The sequence below is a fragment of the Pseudomaricurvus sp. genome (genome assembly GCF_965662505.1).
Taxonomy (GTDB): domain Bacteria; phylum Pseudomonadota; class Gammaproteobacteria; order Pseudomonadales; family Cellvibrionaceae; genus Pseudomaricurvus.
In genome coordinates this window covers 1-15,448 of sequence record NZ_CBFIHX010000041.1, presented here as the reverse complement: position 1 = coordinate 15,448, position 15,448 = coordinate 1, and the positions used below count along the sequence as shown (strand labels likewise).

General features: G+C 52.2%; 15 protein-coding genes. 10 read left to right on the top strand and 5 right to left on the bottom strand.

Annotated features, from left to right (window positions below):
- Positions 1–144 precede the first annotated feature (144 nt).
- The 3 genes from ACTG33_RS07660 to ACTG33_RS07650 all read right to left on the bottom strand — a co-directional run bounded on the left by ACTG33_RS07660 (position 145) and on the right by ACTG33_RS07650 (position 4,056).
- Entirely contained in the window at positions 145–681 is a 537-nt protein-coding gene (locus tag ACTG33_RS07660; RefSeq protein ID WP_439134611.1) for a YcbK family protein, read from the bottom strand.
- 536 nt (positions 682–1,217) lie between these two features.
- A complete protein-coding gene (locus ACTG33_RS07655; RefSeq protein WP_439134610.1) occupies positions 1,218–3,008 on the bottom strand; it encodes a L,D-transpeptidase family protein in 1,791 nt (596 codons plus the stop codon).
- A gap of 229 nt (positions 3,009–3,237) precedes the next feature.
- Positions 3,238–4,056 (bottom strand): NRDE family protein, encoded by an 819-nt coding sequence (locus ACTG33_RS07650; protein WP_439134609.1) that lies wholly within the window; start codon positions 4,054–4,056, stop codon positions 3,238–3,240.
- A 170-nt stretch (positions 4,057–4,226) separates the two neighbouring features.
- On the opposite strand from ACTG33_RS07650, the gene ACTG33_RS07645 reads away from it, so the two are divergent.
- The 10 genes from ACTG33_RS07645 (at position 4,227) to ACTG33_RS07600 (ending at position 12,948) form a co-directional block, all read left to right on the top strand.
- Positions 4,227–5,033: a sulfite exporter TauE/SafE family protein gene (locus ACTG33_RS07645; protein WP_439134608.1), complete on the top strand. Its 807-nt coding sequence runs from the start codon at positions 4,227–4,229 to the stop codon at positions 5,031–5,033.
- Between the two features lie 132 nt (positions 5,034–5,165).
- On the top strand, positions 5,166–6,038 hold the full coding sequence (gene lgt, locus ACTG33_RS07640) for a prolipoprotein diacylglyceryl transferase (RefSeq protein ID WP_439134622.1): 873 nt from the start codon (positions 5,166–5,168) through the stop codon (positions 6,036–6,038).
- A 22-nt stretch (positions 6,039–6,060) separates the two neighbouring features.
- Positions 6,061–6,912 carry a thymidylate synthase gene (locus tag ACTG33_RS07635; RefSeq protein ID WP_439134607.1) on the top strand — a complete coding sequence of 284 codons (852 nt, stop codon included), beginning with the start codon at positions 6,061–6,063 and terminating at the stop codon, positions 6,910–6,912.
- Positions 6,913–7,012: 100 nt separating this feature from the next.
- Positions 7,013–7,528: a dihydrofolate reductase gene (locus ACTG33_RS07630; protein ID WP_439134606.1), complete on the top strand. Its 516-nt coding sequence runs from the start codon at positions 7,013–7,015 to the stop codon at positions 7,526–7,528.
- 301 nt (positions 7,529–7,829) lie between these two features.
- The gene (locus ACTG33_RS07625) at positions 7,830–8,615 is read left to right on the top strand and encodes a DUF3450 domain-containing protein (RefSeq protein ID WP_439134605.1); all 786 of its coding nucleotides are present in this window, start codon (positions 7,830–7,832) and stop codon (positions 8,613–8,615) included.
- Positions 8,612–9,988 carry a MotA/TolQ/ExbB proton channel family protein gene (locus ACTG33_RS07620; RefSeq protein WP_439134604.1) on the top strand — a complete coding sequence of 459 codons (1,377 nt, stop codon included), beginning with the start codon at positions 8,612–8,614 and terminating at the stop codon, positions 9,986–9,988. The genes ACTG33_RS07625 and ACTG33_RS07620 overlap by 4 nt, the downstream gene beginning before the upstream one ends.
- A 10-nt stretch (positions 9,989–9,998) precedes the next feature.
- A complete protein-coding gene (locus ACTG33_RS07615; RefSeq protein WP_439134603.1) occupies positions 9,999–10,526 on the top strand; it encodes a MotA/TolQ/ExbB proton channel family protein in 528 nt (175 codons plus the stop codon).
- Between the two features lie 43 nt (positions 10,527–10,569).
- On the top strand, positions 10,570–10,974 hold the full coding sequence (locus ACTG33_RS07610) for an ExbD/TolR family protein (RefSeq protein WP_439134602.1): 405 nt from the start codon (positions 10,570–10,572) through the stop codon (positions 10,972–10,974).
- Between the two features lie 6 nt (positions 10,975–10,980).
- The gene (locus tag ACTG33_RS07605) at positions 10,981–11,589 is read left to right on the top strand and encodes an energy transducer TonB (RefSeq protein ID WP_439134601.1); all 609 of its coding nucleotides are present in this window, start codon (positions 10,981–10,983) and stop codon (positions 11,587–11,589) included.
- 15 nt (positions 11,590–11,604) lie between these two features.
- A complete protein-coding gene (locus ACTG33_RS07600; RefSeq protein WP_439134600.1) occupies positions 11,605–12,948 on the top strand; it encodes a tetratricopeptide repeat protein in 1,344 nt (447 codons plus the stop codon).
- A 192-nt stretch (positions 12,949–13,140) separates the two neighbouring features.
- Here ACTG33_RS07600 and ACTG33_RS07595 read toward each other — a convergent pair whose 3' ends face one another.
- Positions 13,141–13,860 carry a Crp/Fnr family transcriptional regulator gene (locus ACTG33_RS07595; RefSeq protein WP_439134599.1) on the bottom strand — a complete coding sequence of 240 codons (720 nt, stop codon included), beginning with the start codon at positions 13,858–13,860 and terminating at the stop codon, positions 13,141–13,143.
- A gap of 105 nt (positions 13,861–13,965) precedes the next feature.
- Positions 13,966–15,448, bottom strand: a 1,483-nt coding sequence (gene ilvD / locus ACTG33_RS07590; RefSeq protein ID WP_439134598.1) for a dihydroxy-acid dehydratase, incomplete at its 5' end; no start/stop codon positions are given.

Here is a 15,448-nt window from a genome sequence, read left to right as displayed (position 1 = left end):
TATTGATTAAACAAACGTTATTCAGTTAATACTGCCCCGATCGGGGCAGTGTTCAAGCTGTCTGGGCGTCCTGCCCGTCTTCTGATCTGAACTGGTGTCCAGGCCTCAGTCCCCACGTTCCCATCCCAGGCGTTATCCCCAGGCTTAGCCCCACTGACGGGTGCGGCCAGTGTCCAGATGCAGGAAGTTGCTCTTCGGATAATAGCCAACGCCGCCTTTGTGCTCGGCCAGAGCGGCTTTACGCACTTGGCTCAATGGCATTCCGGGCAGTCTCAGATCGATGGCACGACCTTGCATGTGCAGGCTCTTTTTCGCAACACCGCTGCTGGTTTTGTTCAGCATGGCGTTGGTTTTAGGGGAGCGATAGCCGGAAATGATATGGATCTCACCGGTGTACTCCATGCGGTCAGCCAGGTTGTAGACGTGATCCAGCAGCAGGTGGTCAATCTGGGATACATCACCGGTGCGATGATCTCGCAGACACTGATGAACCTCCTGCAGAGCTTCAAGCTGATATTCACCCTCAATCCAGTAGGTACAACTCACCTTCTCATTGGTGTGAAGGTTGCGCATTTTGAGGGTTTTCGTGCCTTTGGGTTTGTTGTTGGCGAGAGCCAGGGGGCTATTTAGGGCGAGTCCGGCCAAACCAGCCATGCCCAGAAAATTGCGTCGCGAATACATTGTTATACCTTTGGTGTTTCAAGCCTATGGTCAGTTAAATCTGTCGTGCAGCAGAATCTACGTTCCGCTATTCATCCACCGCTGAGGATATCCTTCCCCCGTTCTCATTGGTGAATGAAGTTTCACCGATTATGCCTTTGGCTAATCAGGTTGTATATATTCTGATCGGATATTTTGAACTGGTTCCGTTATAACATTGGAGGAGGCCGGTGACGACAAGGCTGCTAAATGCAGGCGAAAGCGGCCAATGTGGGAAGGTATGAAACAGAAGTAACACGCGACCTTGGGATTTTGGCCGGCGGTAAGTGGCATACTGGCTATATTGATTCAATGAGTAAAGATATGTAAAGGACGCAGGGCTGACTGGAAAAAAGTCAGGAAGGGACTAGGTCTGTTTTTGATGACGTCAGAAAGTCGCTCAAGAGTGCTCAGCGAAGAGGTAGGAAATGTGTCAGCTCGTTAGAGTAAGGCTTAAAGGGAGTAAGACTCAACAGAGAGTAAGACGTAACAGAGAGTAGGCTTAAAGAGAGCAAGACTTAAAGACTGACGGGCGAGCCGGAGAAGTTCACCAGGCGATCGAGCTTGTAGATGTCGTCGCGAAATTGGATTTGCTGATCTCCGTCCACCCAGGCGGTGGCGTAGAACAGGTAGATGGGGATGTCTTCCATTAGACGTACGTGACGGGTTTTACCGCTGTTCAGGGTGTGCTGGATTTTTCCGGGGTTCCAGCGGGTGCCACTCAGCAGTGCTTGCGCTAAAGCCAAAGGTTGTTCAATGCGGATGCAGCCAGAGCTGATGGTTCGCTTATCCTTGTTGAACAGCTCGGGACTGTTGGTGTCGTGCAGATAAATAGAGTCGCTGTCGGGGATGGTAAATTTGATGCGCCCCAGTGAGTTGTAAGAGCCGGGTTCCTGCCGCAAACGGTAGTGAAAGTTGCGGCGATTGGCGTGCTCCCAGTCAATGCTACTGGCCGGGATGGGGGTGGTGCTCTCCCAGTTTTCAAAGATGCGAATGTGCTTTTTGGTCAGATATTCAGGATCCTTGCGCGCTTCCGGCAGGATGTCGTTGACCACCAGCCGACGCGGCACGTTCCAGTAGGGGTTAAACACCAGGGTACTGACGTGTTTTTGCATCACCGGGGTGGGGCGGTAGCTTTTGCCGATGATGATGCGCATATCCAGCTCCACCTGCTGGTGCGTAATCAGCTGCAGTTTATAGTCGGTCATGTTGACCCACAGGTAGCGCTCGCCCAGGTCTCTGGGCAGCTCCCGCCAGCGTTTCATATTAAAGGCAATCTGCCGTACACGGTATTCCGGCGGCACGTTAAGCAGGCGACGGGTGACGGGCCCCGCGCGGCCATCGACAGTTTGCCCGTGGCGACGCTGGAAGTGCCGCAGCCCTTGCTCCAGGCGCTTGTCGAAGGTGTTGTAGATTATCTCTTGCTGCTGCTCTGGTGTTTCTTTCATCCAGCGTGAAAACAGTCCGGGCTCATCCGGCAGATAGTCTCCGTAGAGTGTCAGCAGGTCGCGTAACTGACCGACTTGAGGATCCTGCATGCCGAGTTCAAGTGTGGGTCCGGGATAAATAGGTTGCCACTGATCGTTGTTGACCAGGGTCTGATAGTGGCTGAGAGCCTCGCGCAGACGGGCGTAGTCAGGGTGATCGGGGAGCATTTGTTGAAGCAGGTCGGTGAGGGCTTGCGGTGTTTGTGTGCGACTCAGTATGGCGACGATATCATTGTGGCGGGTTGAGCCAGAGCCGCTTGTGAAGCTGTCGTTACTGCCAGAGCTGGATGATTTGGTGTAGCCGGCCGTGTGCAGGTTTTTGAGGTGGTATTGCATGGTGGACGGATACAGTCTGTCGCTGAACACATCGTCGGCGTAACTCACGAACGCATCGCTCATGAGCATATCCAGAGTGCTCAGGGCCTCCGGTTCGGTTTCAGCGGCTTCGATATGTTCTTGAATGAGTTGCAGGTGATAGGGGTAGTCGTAGATCTCGTCGGCACTGGTTTCCGTCAGGCTTTGCAGCAACAGCTTGCCGGCGGAGGAGAGTTTCTGCTGATCCAACCACAAAGGCTGATAATTCGTGTTGGCGTAGATGCGTGCCAATGTGGGGGTGTGATTCAGTGGAAACTCTGAAAGCAGCCGATCGCTGTCCTCAAAGAACCAGTGGCGGAGGTCTTTTGCGGTGTCTGATGGAGCGCTGTCGGGCATGGCCTCGGATTGTGCCTGATCGGGGCTATCTGAAGATGCGCACCCGCTCAATTGAAGGGTCAGCAAGAGAGTCATCAGGGCAAAGCAAACAACGCGTCCCCAGTTGTGCATAAAGAGCCTGGGGGCGGGGATTAGGGGCTGAAAAGGAGTCTCAATTTTCATACCCCAAGTATGGATCAGGGCATTTTTTTTGCGGCTGGAATTCACCGTTTTTCATTCGATATAAAAAACAAATCTAACAGGCATTTAACAGCTTGAATGTTGGTTGTTAGACCTGTGTTTTACTTATTAAAAGCAATGCCCTAAATAACTCTTTAGCTTCACAGCGAAGGCGTTCGTATCAAATAACAAAGTCGCGCAATTCCAGCGCGGGTTTGTCCTGCATTTCTCCCGAGGGCGGTAAGGGATTGAAGCTTTTTTCCAGAAAGTGGATCTCGCCATTGCGATGGAAAAGTACCAGGGTCGAGGCCCGGGTGCCGTAGCCTGGCATTGGATTGTCCGGGTTGGCCGGGCAGGCGATAAAGCGTGAAGAGAGTGCCTCTTCCTTTTCGATGGGGATGGCGGTATCCGGCAGCTGGTCAGTGGTCGCTTGAGTGTCATCAGCCAGCAGGTTCAGCAAATCGGCTTTGCGCTCATCCAGTTGCTGCCAGTTGCGGGTGAGAATCTCGGCGAGCAGGGCTTTGCCGGATTCCACCTTGGGCCAGGCGCTGTCCAGACCACCATTACTCAACCCGTAGACGCCTTTCGACAGCTCTTTGATGCCCCCTTGGAGGCTGCGGTTGGAGGTGTAAAACAGTTGTCGCGGGTGGCCGGCGAGTAAATTAAAACCGTTGTATTGATCGTGGCGCTTGCCGAGTTGTTGCAGAGCTTCAGTTGTGGATGGTGTTAGCAGGCACTGGGTCACCAGCTCGCCGCGAGATTCCGGCCGGGTGTGAAGGTCGAGACCGTTGCGGACATTGGTCACCGCGGCAAACTGTCCCCGTCGATTGACGCCCAGCCAGCTGCCTCCGGCCAACAAGTCTTTGCCGGCGAGTAAATCCGGGTGGTCCGGCCAAAAGTCGGCAAATTGGGTGGGGCGAGCGAAGTATTCATCGCGGTTGGCGGCGACGATCAGTGGGTAGTCAGCGTGCGCACGCAAGGCGAACAGGATCAGACACATAAAGCGGGTTTTCCAGAGTCAACACAATCAGATGGCGGCCAGTGTCCTGGCCGAGGCACTGTGTTGGCCAGAGTACTGATGGGGAGCAGCATGCCATATCTGACTGGTCATTGTCGCATTGTGCCCCGATAATGTCGGCTGAATTTAACCGGTAACACAGTGAGAAACGGATGCTGACAACTTTGATCGTATTTGCCGTGGTGGGGGTTGCAGCGGGCCTGATCGCCGGTCTTTTTGGTCTCGGTGGGGGCGTGGTGATGGTGCCCGCCATGATCTACACCTTCGGCGTGCTGGCTTTCCCGCAGGAAGTGACTGTGCATTTGGCGGTGGGGACTTCGCTGGCGTGTATTGTGGTGACGGCCTCTGTGGCCAGCTGGACTCACTGGCAAAAAGGCGCGGTCGATGTTTCATTGCTGAAGCCGCTGGTGCCCGGTGTCATTGTGGGCGCATGGTTGGGGGGTATGGTGGCAGCGCAGCTGGCCGGTCATGCACTCAAACTGGCGTTTGCCGTCTTTCTGATTTTTGTGGCCATCACCATGCTCAAGGCGGTGTCCGCCGAGGGTGGCAAGTCACCGGGACGCGTCAAGCTGGGCTTGGCGGCGGTGGTGATCGGCGGCTTTTCCTCGTTGTTTGGGGTGGGTGGCGGCTCCATGACGGTGCCTTACCTGCGCTTCTGTGGTGTGGCTATGGCCCGTGCGGTGGCGACGTCCGCAGCACTGGGGCTGCCGATTGCCTTATCAGGCGCGATTTCCTATATGGTGCAAGGCTGGAATCAGGCGGATTTACCCCCTTGGTCGCTGGGTTATGTCTATCTGCCGGCTTTCTTGGGGTTGGTGGTTTGCAGTGCGCCCGCTTCTCGTCTCGGGGCCAAGTTGGCGCATCGCTTGCCGTCCGAACGTTTACAGAAGGCTTTCGCCGTCGTGTTGTTGCTGGTTGCCGCGCAGCTGTTGGTCAGTGGTATGATGTCTGCCGCTTAGGCTAGACGCTATGGATTGCTCTGTTGTTGTATTTCTGTAGTTGTATTAATGGTCGTCAGTTGTATTAATGATCGTCGCATTAACGATGGCCGTATTAACGATTTTTTGATTCACAACACGCAAGCAGGATTTATGCTGACTTACCCGGATTTTGACCCCATCGCCGTGAGTATCGGGCCCTTTCAGGTGTTTGGTAACACCCTGGGACCGCTGGAAGTACACTGGTACGGCATTATGTATCTGCTGGGTTTTGCCTGCGCCTGGTTTCTGGCCATGCGCCGCGCCCGCAAGCCGGACTCCCCCATACAGACATCCCAAATTGAAGATCTGATTGTCTACGGCGCCATGGGCGTTGTGCTCGGCGGTCGCTGCGGCTACGTGCTCTTCTACCATTTTGACCGTTTTCTGGATGATCCGGTTTGGCTGTTCCGAATCTGGGAAGGCGGCATGTCATTTCACGGCGGCCTGTTGGGTGTGCTGGTGGCCATGGGGCTCTACGCACGCAAGATTCAGGTGCCGTATTTTACGCTGACGGACTTTATTGCGCCGCTGGTGCCGCTGGGATTGGGTTTTGGGCGTCTGGGTAATTTTATAGGTCAGGAACTCTGGGGGCGGGCGACGGATGCGTCCTGGGCCATGGTCTTCCCCAAAGATCCGCTGCAGCTGGCGCGTCATCCATCTCAGCTTTATCAGGCTGCGCTTGAGGGCCTGGTGTTGTTTTTGGTGTTGATGTGGTTTTCTGCCAAACCCCGACCGCGCATGGCGGTGAGCGGACTGTTTTTGTTGTTGTACGGCAGTTTCCGTTTCTTTGTCGAGTTTTTCCGCGAACCCGACAGCTTTATTGGTTTTGATGCCTTTGGCTGGATGACCCGCGGCCAGCTTCTCAGTGCGCCGATGATTATTCTGGGGGTCGTGCTGTTGGTGCTGGCTTACCGCAGTGCGTCGAGTGATGCCGCATCGGTGAGTGGCTCGTCAGCAGGCCGTAAAAAAGCGAACGCCAGATAAACGAAATTGCAGAGAGGATGTTATGAAACAGTATCTGGATTTGTGCCGACGGATCATTCAGGAAGGGCACTGGGTAGAGAATGAGCGCACGGGAAAGCGCTGCCTGACGGTGATCAATGCGGACATGACCCACGATGTGGGCAGTAATCAATTCCCGCTGGTGACTACCCGCAAGAGTTACTGGAAGGCGGCCATCGCCGAGTTGCTGGGCTACTTGCGAGGCTATGATAACGCGGCCGACTTTCGCCAGATCGGTTGTAAAACCTGGGATGCCAACGCCAATGAAAATGAGGCCTGGCTAAACAATCCTCATCGTCAGGGCGAGGATGACATGGGTCGTGTTTATGGCGTACAGGGGCGTCGCTGGCAAAAGCCGGACGGCGGCCATGTGGATCAGCTGCGCAAGTTAATTGATGACTTGTCCCGCGGTATCGACGATCGCGGTGAAATCCTGTCCTTCTATAACCCCGGTGAGTTTCACATGGGCTGCTTGCGCCCCTGTATGCACACGCACAATTTTTCCCTGTTGGGCGACACCTTGCACCTGACGTCTTACCAGCGTTCCTGCGATGTGCCGCTGGGTTTGAACTTTAACCAGATACAGGTGTTTACCTTGCTGAAACTGGTGGCTCAGATCACCGGACACAAGCCTGGAATGGCCTATCACAAGATCGTCAACGCTCATATTTACGAAGATCAGTTGGAGCTGATGCGCGATGTTCAGTTGAAGCGAGAGCCGTTTGGGCCACCACAGCTGAGTATCAATCCGGACATCAAGTCATTGGAGGATCTGGAAACCTGGGTCACCCTGGATGACTTTGATGTGGTCGGTTATCAGTACCATGAACCTATCGCCTATCCGTTTTCGGTCTAGCGTTTTTCGATTACTTCTTCTATATATCTTTCACGCCTGCCGGATGATGCTGTCCATCGTCCGGTCCGGTTTTTAATTCAGGCAGTACACAGGAAATTCCATGACGGATGCTCAATCCCAGCCGCGGCTCGCTCTGATAGTGGCGCAGGCTGAAAACCGGGTTATTGGACTCGATAACAAAATGCCCTGGCATTTGCCCGAAGATCTGCAGTATTTCAAGCGCGTCACGTTGGGGAAGCCGATCATAATGGGCCGCAAAACCTTTGAATCGATCGGCAGGCCGCTTCCCGGTAGAACTAATATCGTGATTACGCGTCAAAAAGATTGGCAAGCCGATGGCGTTGAAGTTGTCAGTAGCCTTGAGGTTGCGATTGAGCGAGCGGCCGAGGAAAGTCCGGAAGAAGTGATGGTGATCGGAGGGGCACAGATTTACGAAGCTGGCCTGCCGTTGGCTGACAGAGTTTACCTGACTCAGATCCATCAGACTTTTGAGGGCGATACCTGGTTTCCTGAATTGGGTGCGGGTTGGTATGAAAAAAACTGTGAATCTGGTCTGTCTGGGAACAGTGGAATTTCATACTCATTTCTCACTTATGACCGTGTTACTAATCGTTAACTTTATTAGTGCGATAAAAAACTCTTTCCGGAAGTTAGTATTTACTTCGCGGCTTGCCTTTGTTAATGCTTGATTTTAGGGCGGGTTGTTACCCATTCTCCCGAGATGCAAAAACAAGGTGTTACCTTTTTTGATACCAATGTACACATAGGATGGCTGACATGGATTAACCATTGAATGTTTAAGGCCGCTGTTATTAAATGGCCAGCTTCAAATTATTGCCTGTGGCAGTAAATAATGAAAAAGAGCGACTTTTCCGGTCGCAAATGAGTTGATTGTACGCACCCACACTAGGGGATTTATGAAGAAGCAGCGATTAAAAGCCGTGGCGCTGTCCACCGTGCTTTCTGCTGGCGCGCTGATTGGCAGCGTCGCTCAAGCGGACCAAACGTTGAACTCCATTCTGCAGACTGGCGAGCAGAAAGTTAAAGTGGCTCAGGCCTCTCAGCAAAAGATCGATAAGATCGCTGAGCAAACTTCCAGCCTGTTGAATGATTTCAAGGTAGTAAACAAGCAAATCGAAGGTTTGCGCGTTTACAACTCACAGCTGGAAAAGCAAATTGCTAACCAGTTGGAAGTAATTTCTCAGTTGAACGAGTCCATTGATAACGTCACCGTTATGGAGCGTCAGATTCAACCACTGGTTATGAAAATGCTCGACGGTCTGGAGCAGTTTGTGGCTCTGGATGTGCCTTTCCACAAGGAAGAGCGCGAGAAGCGTTTGGAAATGCTGCGCAACAACCAGGAGCGTGCTGATATCTCGGTTTCCGAGAAATTCCGTCAGGTTCTGGAAGCGTACAAAATTGAATCTGAGTACGGTCGCAAGATCGATACTTATGAAGATACTCTGCAGGTAGATGGTCAGGAGCGTGAAGTTAACGTTTTGCGTATCGGCCGTGTTGCCCTGATGTATCAAACCAAAGATACCGAATTGTCCGGTGCTTGGGATCAGCGTCAGCAAGCTTGGGTTCAAGTGGACTCTGGTGAGTACCGCAGTGCCATCCTGAAAGGGATCCGCATTGCCAAGAAGCAAGCTTCTATCGACGTTCTGAAACTGCCAGTGTTGGCTCCGGAGGCAGCGCAATGAAAATGAATTTTGCTAAGAGCTGCCTGGTGGCAGCCGTTACCGGATTGTTAAGCTCCGGTGTTGTCATGGCACAAGAAGATAAGGCTCAGTCTCTGGACCAGCTGCTGAACATGGTTCAGAAGAGCAAGGTTTCCGAGTCTGCCGAGCATCGCAAACGCGAAGCTGAATTCCGTCGTCAGAAAGCCAATCAGCAAGAGCTGCTGAATCAGGCCAAGCAAACCAAAGCGAACGAAGAAAAGCGTTCTGAAACTTTGGAAGAGACATACGCACAGCAAGAGCTGGACGTAACCGCCAAGCGCCAGCAACTGCAAGAGCGTCTGGGTTCTCTGAAAGAGCTGTTCGGTCACCTGACTTCAACCGCTGGCGATCTGCGCACCACGTTGAGCACTTCTATTGTTTCTGCTCAATACCCTGGTCGTGCGGCGTTCCTGGATACACTGATCGAAAAAATGAACAGTGCTACTCAGCTGCCAACCATCGAAGAGATCGAGCGTCTGTGGTACGAAATTCAGCGTGAGGCTATCGAAGACGGTCGCGTAGTTAAGTTCAGCGGCACTGTTGTTAAGCCTGACGGCGAGCGTGCGACTCAGGATGTTGTTCGTATCGGTAACTTCCAGTTGCTGTCTGACGGTCAATACCTGGAATACTCTCCTAAGAGTGAAAGCATGTCTGAGCTGACTCGTCAGCCTTCTGGACTGGCTGATGGTGCTCTGGCTCTGCAGAACTCTACTGAAGGATTTACCCGCGTGGGTATCGATCCAACAGGTCCTACTGGTGGTTCTTTCCTTGCTGCACTGATCAACAGTCCTTCACTGGTTGAGCGCTGGCATCAAGGTGGCCTCGTAGGCTACATCATCTCTGCAGTTGGTGCGTTTGCAATGCTTCTGGCTATCTGGCGCTTCATTGTGCTGGCCGGTATCAGCAGCAAAGTTAATAGTCAGCTGAAGTCTTCTTCTGCCAATACCAACAACCCACTGGGTCGTGTCTTGAAAGTGGCTGAAGATAACAAGGGTCTGGACGGTGAGTCACTGGAACTGAAACTGGAAGAGGCAACTCTGAAAGAGCGTCCAGCGATCGAATCCGGTCTGAACCTGCTGAAAATCATCTCTATGGTAGCCCCTCTGCTGGGTCTGCTGGGTACCGTAACCGGTATGATCATCACCTTCCAGGCGATTACGATCTTCGGTGCGGGTGATCCTAAAGCCATGGCGGGTGGTATCTCCGGTGCTTTGGTAACCACAGTTCTGGGTCTGGTTGTTGCCATCCCGACTGTACTGATGCACACCTTAGTTAACGGCCGTGCCAAGCGTGTTCTCCATATTCTGGATGAGCAAAGTGCTGGTATCATCGCTGAAAACGCGGAACGTAAGTAGGAGATAGCGCATGTTGGCATTGATGGACGCACTAGCAGCCATTAAGGCCTTTGTGGCTCAGGGCGGTGATGTATTGTTGTTGATCGCCCTCCTGACCTTCGTCATGTGGACTCTGATTTTTGAACGTGTGTGGTATTTCCACGGAGCCTTGAAGAAAGATGTTCAAGGCGCCCTGGACATCTGGGAAGCTCGTCCAGAGCGTAAATCCTGGAATGCCCACCAAGTTCGTTATGCACTGATTTCCCGCGTATCTGAAAAGGTAAACGTGAACATGGATATGGTGGCCACTTTGGTGGCACTGGCACCCCTGCTGGGGCTGCTGGGTACCGTAACCGGTATGATTGAAGTGTTTAACGTGCTGGCGGTAACTGGTGGTGGTGATGCTAAATCCATGGCTGGTGGTGTATCTAAAGCAACAATCCCGACAATGGCGGGTATGGTTGCTGCACTATCAGGTGTGTTTGGTAACACTTACATTACCCGTACCGCAGAGCGTGAGAATCAGCTGCTTGAAGACCACTTGACGATGGACCATTAAGGCTTGAAGTTAAAAGCATTAACCGGTTACTAAGAGAGTTATCATGGGCAGAAGAAATAAGGCAGCTGAAGAAGAAGCAAATGCCATCGACTTAACGCCGATGCTCGACGTGGTTTTTATCATGTTGATCTTCTTCATCGTTACCGCTTCCTTTATTAAGGAGGCCGGCATTGAAATTGATCGCCCTGAGGCGACGACGGCAATGCTGAAAAAGAATGCCAACATTCTTATCGCTGTCAGCTCTAGTAATGAAGTCTGGATCGACAAATCCCGTGTAGATATTCGTTCTGTTAAATCCAGTATCGAACGTCTGCACGCGGAAAACCCAAAAGGTGCTGTCGTAATCCAGGCGGACGATGATTCCAATATCGAGACTCTGACAAAGGTCGCGGAAGCGGCTCGCGAGGCGGGTGTATTGGATGTTTCTGTATCTACTGAGAAGAAATAGAGCGCTATGAATGTTGCAAGATTACTATTGGCAGGGTTGCTGGCGGCAGCCACAACCTTCGGCCTGCTGTTTTTGATGCATGCATTGATTGAAGCTAACAATAAGCCACCCGAAGCCGGGGAAGAGCGTAAAGTAGCTGATATCTTGATGCCAGAGCGTCAAATCGAAACGCAGTACGAGACCGAGAAACCGGAGAAACCGGAAGACCCGGAAGAGCCACCACCCGATATGCCGGAGCCCGACTTTGACCAGCCTGAGGTCAATCCCGATGCTCTGAATATGTCGGCGCCTCGAGTTAAGCCAAACCTGGATGTTAAAGGTGTCGGCGGCTTTGGGTCTGATGGTGAGTATCTACCAATTGTGAAGGTTCAGCCGAACTATCCACGCCGGGCTTTATCACGGGGTATCGAAGGTTACGTAATTGTTGAGTTTACAGTAACGACAAATGGCTCTGTTAGAGATCCTGTCGTTGTTGAGTCTGATCCACCGAATATCTTCGATCGTGCAGCCATGAAAGCGGCGTCGAAGTTTAAATATAAGCCTCGAGTGATCGATGGTGAACCGGTAGAAGTTCCAGGCGTACGCAACAAAATTACCTTTGCTATTGCCAAGTAAACAATGGGAAAGACTATGAAGATGACGGCTAAGGTTTTAAAGCTCGTCAGACAATCTCTGCTGGTGGCGCCAATGGCATTGGCGCCTGCAGCATCGAGTGTTGTACTGCAGTCACTGGGTATGGACGCACTACCTTCCGGTAGCGTGTATGCTCAGGATGGCGAGAAAGAGAAGCCTCAATACAAGACGAAAAAATCATACTCATTGCGTCAGCCCGTATTTAAAGACTTCGCAAAGGTGCAGGAAAAGACCGATGCGAGTGACTGGAAAGGGGCTCTTGTTGTCCTGAAGGATCTTGAGGCAAAGAGCGGTAAGTACACCAGTTTTGAAAAGGCCAACCTGTGGAACTACTACGGTTGGGTTTACTATTCTCTGGAAAATTACCCGCAGTCTATCCGTTACTACGAGAAAGTACTGGCGGAACCTGAGCTGAGTGATGCTCTGCAGTTAGGCACGTTATACACCTTGGCACAGCTGAAGTTTGTGCAAGAGGACTATCGTGGCGCTGTTAATCTGCTGCAAAAATGGATGAAGCTGCAGCCGATTGTGGGTGCTGATGCTTATGTGTTGTTGGCGCAGGGTTATTATCAGCTCGAAGATATGAACTCAGCGTTGAAAAATATCAATACTGCTGTCAGTGATTACGAAGGCAAGGGCAAGGTGCCTAAAGAAAACTGGTACACCTTGCAGCGCGCCATCTATTACGACAGAGGCGACAATAAGAAAGTTATTGATATCCTGCAAAAGCTGGTTCGCCACTATCCCAAAGCCTCTTACTGGAAGCAGTTGTCCGGTATGTACGGTCAGGTTGAGCAAGAGAAAAATCAACTTTACGCGCTGGACGTTGCCTATCTGATGGGTGCTCTGGATAAAGAAAAAGAGTTGATGAACCTTGCCTATCTAAATATGGGACAGGATGTGCCGAATAAGGCGGCCCGCATCATTGTAAAAGGTATGGATCAAGGCATTATCGAAAAGACTTCCAAAAACCTGGAAGTTTTAGCGACGGCCTTGCGTCTTGGCCAGGATGTGAAAAAGTCGATTCCAATCATGGAAGAGGCGGCTAAGAAGTCTGATAAGGGCGATTTGTACGCTCGACTGGCAGGTATTTACCTGGACAGCGATCAGAACAAAGAAGCTCTATCGGCAGGCTCCAAGGCATATAAGCGTGGCAGTATCAAGCGTCCCGATCAGTTGCAGATTGTATTGGGTATGGCAAACGCCAACCTGAAGCGTTATGACGCAGCGATCAAAGAGTTTGAAAAAGCCGCTAAAGATAAGCGCAGCAAGAAATTTGCGGTTCAGTGGATCGAGTTTGCTGAAAACGAGAAAAGACGTGAAGAATCGCTGAATAACTAAAGATAAACACCCATTTATGTAATCCATAGATGGGTGTTTTGATGTGGCTCACAAGGCCACATCATTCCTTTCTACCTCTCCCCCTTATTTTCTTTTTATTCCCTATAAGCCATCAGGCTTTTGTATTTATGTGTCTGATTGACGGTGATGGTCGTACACGATCGTTGTCTGGTTTTCTGTCGTAACTTGATGTCAGCTGAAAGCTTCGGCTTTTAATCCTTCTCGATCGAGCAGAGTAAGTTTGCGATAACCTACGTAAATGAGCCCTTGGGCTTGCCAGCGTTTGAGTGCTTTATTGACGTGTTGTCGGCTAACGCCGAGAGTTGCGGCCAGTTCATCCTGCGAAACATCAATTTCATCAGGCGCTTCCAGGCTCTGTGACTCGGTTTGGTTCTTGGCAATAAACAGTAATCGCTTCGCTAGCTGCTGGGGCAGTTCCAGGCTGGTGGAGTCCTGATGAATATTGATCATGGATCGAAGGCGGTGAGCGATAAACTGCAACATACCGCTGGTGATAGCAGGATGCTGCTGGCATAGCGCGTTGTACTGTTTACGATGCAGGACTGCGAGAGTGCAGTCAGTGCTGGCAATGGCGATATTCTGTCGGGGAAGTTCATCCACAAAACTCAACTCACCAAAAGTGCAGCCTCGTGGCATGGTAGTAATAGCGATGTCCTTGCCTGACAGGGTTGTGTTGGTCAAACGGATGCTGCCATCCAGGATGGTGTAGATTTCATTGATGGAGGAATGGTGGGCGTAGATAGTCTCTTGCCGTTTAAAGGTTTTGATGTCCATCGCGCTGATAACGGCAGGCTGTAACGTGGCTGGTAAATAGTAAAGCCACTGCTCGCCGGACTGCAGAGGGTAATCGTGACGCTTATCGTGCAGATTGGGTGAGTTGGGCCTAGGCAAGTCCGCTACTCGGGTAAGGGCGGGAGGAATGTGCGTATTTTTTCCGTGGGCAAGCTAGTAAAGGTCCGCAGCGGGACCTTTACCGTTAGACGTCTGACCCTTCAGTTAGTCGAGCTTGCTCAAATCCCGAACCGCGCCCTTGTCGGCACTGGTAGCCAGCAATGCATAGGCTTTTAGTGCCGCGCTGACTTTGCGTGGTCTGGCTTTGGCGGGCTTCCAGCCCAGTTTATCCTGTTCTGCTCGGCGCTCATCCAGCTCGTCAACGCTGAGCAGGACATCAATGGTGCGGTTGGGAATGTCGATTTTAATGCGATCGCCATTGCGCACCAATCCAATAGCACCACCGGCGGCAGCTTCGGGCGAAACATGGCCGATGGAGAGGCCAGAGGTGCCACCAGAAAAGCGGCCATCGGTCAGCAGAGCGCACTCTTTACCCAGACCTTTGGATTTGATGTAGGTGGTTGGGTACAGCATTTCTTGCATGCCGGGACCACCACGAGGACCTTCATAGCGAACGATGACGACGTCACCGGATTTGACCTTGCCGTCAAGAATGTCCGCGACTGCCTCGTCCTGGGATTCGGTGACGTAGGCACTGCCTTCAAATACGTGGATAGATTCGTCAACACCGGCGGTTTTCACCACGCAACCATCCTGTGCGATGTTGCCACGCAGAACGGCCAGGCCGCCTTCGAGACTGAACGCGTGCTCTAGTGAACGAATACAGCCATTGGTACGATCCGCATCAAGGGTTGGCCAGCGGGTGGCCTGACTGAAGGCTGTCTGAGTTGGAATCCCTGCAGGGCCGGCTTTGTAAAACTCCATGACCTCTGGAGTAGGGCTGCGCATGATGTCCCACTTGTCCAGCGCATCCTTCATGGTGGTACTGTGAACGGTAGGCAGATGCGAGTGCAGAAGGCCGGCGCGATCCAGTTCGCCCAGGATCGCCATGATGCCGCCCGCTCGATGAACATCCTCAATGTGGTATTTTGGGGTGTTGGGCGCCACTTTACACAACTGTGGGATGGATTTTGACAGGCGATCAATGTCGGACATGTCGAATTCCACCTCAGCTTCCTGGGCAATGGCCAGCAGGTGCAGAATGGTGTTGGTGGAGCCGCCCATGGCGATGTCGAGTGCGACGCAGTTTTCAAACGCTTCAAAGGTACCGATGGATCGTGGCAGTACCGCGTAGTTGTCTTCTTCGTAATGAAGTTTTGCAATCTCGACAATGGTGCGGCCAGCACGCAGGAACAGTTGTTCCCGGTCGGCGTGGGTGGCGACCACAGTGCCATTGCCTGGCAATGCCAAGCCCAGTGCTTCTGCGAGACAATTCATGGAGTTGGCGGTAAACATACCAGAGCAGGAACCGCATGTGGGGCAGGCGCTGCGTTCGATTTCAGCAACGTCTTCGTCCGACACGCTGTCATCTGCAGCAACCACCATGGCGTCGACCAAGTCCAGTTTGTGCTCTGACAACTTGGTTTTTCCGGCCTCCATAGGGCCGCCGGAGACGAAGATAACCGGAATGTTGAGGCGCATGGCAGCCATCAGCATTCCCGGGGTGATCTTGTCACAATTGGAAATA

Bases quoted from the DNA above. Each gene is read 5' to 3' on its own strand.
- ACTG33_RS07660 (WP_439134611.1), bottom strand. From the start codon at position 681: ATGTATTCGCGACGCAATTTTCTGGGCATGGCTGGTTTGGCCGGACTC.
- ACTG33_RS07655 (WP_439134610.1), bottom strand. From the start codon at position 3,008: ATGCACAACTGGGGACGCGTTGTTTGCTTTGCCCTGATGACTCTCTTG.
- ACTG33_RS07650 (WP_439134609.1), bottom strand. From the start codon at position 4,056: ATGTGTCTGATCCTGTTCGCCTTGCGTGCGCACGCTGACTACCCACTG.
- ACTG33_RS07645 (WP_439134608.1), top strand. From the start codon at position 4,227: ATGCTGACAACTTTGATCGTATTTGCCGTGGTGGGGGTTGCAGCGGGC.
- lgt (WP_439134622.1), top strand. From the start codon at position 5,166: ATGCTGACTTACCCGGATTTTGACCCCATCGCCGTGAGTATCGGGCCC.
- ACTG33_RS07635 (WP_439134607.1), top strand. From the start codon at position 6,061: ATGAAACAGTATCTGGATTTGTGCCGACGGATCATTCAGGAAGGGCAC.
- ACTG33_RS07630 (WP_439134606.1), top strand. From the start codon at position 7,013: ATGACGGATGCTCAATCCCAGCCGCGGCTCGCTCTGATAGTGGCGCAG.
- ACTG33_RS07625 (WP_439134605.1), top strand. From the start codon at position 7,830: ATGAAGAAGCAGCGATTAAAAGCCGTGGCGCTGTCCACCGTGCTTTCT.
- ACTG33_RS07620 (WP_439134604.1), top strand. From the start codon at position 8,612: ATGAAAATGAATTTTGCTAAGAGCTGCCTGGTGGCAGCCGTTACCGGA.
- ACTG33_RS07615 (WP_439134603.1), top strand. From the start codon at position 9,999: ATGTTGGCATTGATGGACGCACTAGCAGCCATTAAGGCCTTTGTGGCT.
- ACTG33_RS07610 (WP_439134602.1), top strand. From the start codon at position 10,570: ATGGGCAGAAGAAATAAGGCAGCTGAAGAAGAAGCAAATGCCATCGAC.
- ACTG33_RS07605 (WP_439134601.1), top strand. From the start codon at position 10,981: ATGAATGTTGCAAGATTACTATTGGCAGGGTTGCTGGCGGCAGCCACA.
- ACTG33_RS07600 (WP_439134600.1), top strand. From the start codon at position 11,605: ATGAAGATGACGGCTAAGGTTTTAAAGCTCGTCAGACAATCTCTGCTG.